This is a genomic window from Bartonella massiliensis (assembly GCF_902150025.1).
Taxonomy (GTDB): Bacteria; Pseudomonadota; Alphaproteobacteria; order Rhizobiales; family Rhizobiaceae; genus Bartonella; species Bartonella massiliensis.
Window position 1 is genome coordinate 1 of record NZ_CABFVS010000045.1, and the last position, 1,733, is coordinate 1,733.

At 30.4% G+C, this 1,733-nt stretch carries 1 protein-coding gene; it reads right to left on the minus strand.

Going from position 1 to position 1,733, the window contains the following annotated elements:
* The coding region (locus FNZ60_RS08760; RefSeq protein WP_142417200.1) for a hypothetical protein at window positions 1-661 on the minus strand (661 nt) is incomplete at its 3' end.
* Window positions 662-1,733: the final 1,072 nt, after the last annotated feature.

Sequence of the window (1,733 nt, forward strand, 5' to 3'; positions counted from 1 at the left end):
TTGCCTCATCATGAATTTGATCATCAGAAGTTAAAGAGGCGGCGCTATGAATATAAGAATCGCCAGAGACAAGAGCACCACATACAACCGCATCATCATAAACTTGAGAATAATCACATATATAAGCACCATCACTTATTTTTGCATTGCCACCGACATGAGCATTATCACAAATGACAGTCTCATCAGAAATATGCGCATGCCCACTTACACGGGCGTTATCATAAATTTTAACATTCCCTTCAATTATAACGGCATTTTCAATATGAGCATTGCCATAAACCTCACAATAATCATTTATTGCCATGCCTTCAAAAATAGCATTGCCATAAATTTTAGCATTGCCATAAACGTCTACAAAAAAGCTTTTTACTTTAGCATTCTCAAAAACCCTAGCATTTTGGAAAACGCGTGCTTTATCATAAACCCAGCAATTGCCATCATGAGAAAGGTTATCTTCACTTTCAATATACCCCCCGAGGTCGCCTTTTTTGACATCTCCAAAATCTCTTAAAGCTCTAATTCGCTTTAAGAAATGACCATCTATATATTCACAATCATCAATAAATTCGTATTTTTTTGCAGGCTCTTGTTTGTTATTAGATGCGGTTTTATTTGAAATATTAGAGATAACGGGGGTGTTTTGTGATGTAGTTTTCATAACTAAATCCTATCGATTATACAGTTTTCAATTGACAACCCTATAAGGGCGCCGGGCGCTTGAAAACACGGTCGATAGTCCGTCGTTACACTTTTCTCATAAAGAGTATTGTATAGTGTAACCACACCCGACAAAGCTCTCATATACTAACAAAAGCATAAAAGAAAGTCAGTTTTTATAATAGGATTAGGTTTTATCGCAACCCTTTCGCTATCGATTTAGTGTTTTCAATCACTTGAATATTTATATAACAAAATACGTATTTATTGTCAAATAATATTTTATCTTTTTTGATATTTTTTATGATTTTTTTAAATGCATTGTGTGTAAATATTTATCATATGCTTATGAATTGCTTCTTTTGTATTATCTGCTTTTAAAGCTATATTATGAGCCTTCTTAAACGATTGCATTATTTTTTGAATTATACATTTATAATGTTTATAAACGCTCTCATCATGCGTATTTTTAACTTTATAACCTATTAGTTTTTTACTAAATGGTTTTTAAGATTTCTGTTAATTTCTTTTACAACACATTTGCAACTTAATAGCCTTTATAGGGACTGTCTTTATAACCAATGCGTTCATTTGCAATGTAATTATGAAAATGCATTTTGATTATGAAAGCTTGCTTTTTTCACACGTGCTTTATAGCTGTATATTCTTATAGCCACCGCATCATTTTTCATTTTCATAAGAGAAACGATAAATAGGATAATTGAGATTTATAGCTTGTTATGAAAATATCTAAAGAGAGACTGATAATTATAGAGATTAGCAAAATCCCTTTTAATAGACTTTTGTCATTTTTGTCAGTTTAGTCAGTTCTTTTTAGACCCTATATTATTTTTTTTAAAATGAGAGAAAATTAAAAACATTATATTTCAATATATTAGCATTTTAATGATACAACCTTTATTAAAGACTAACCCGTAAACTCAACTTATAATATATATTTGTCAGTTATTTGTCAGTAAATTTAACCGACAAAAGTAATCATTTTAGTGAGTGATTAAAAACGTGCTTTATGAAAAGCGTATGAAAGTGAAAACTGATTATATTTTCAAAAT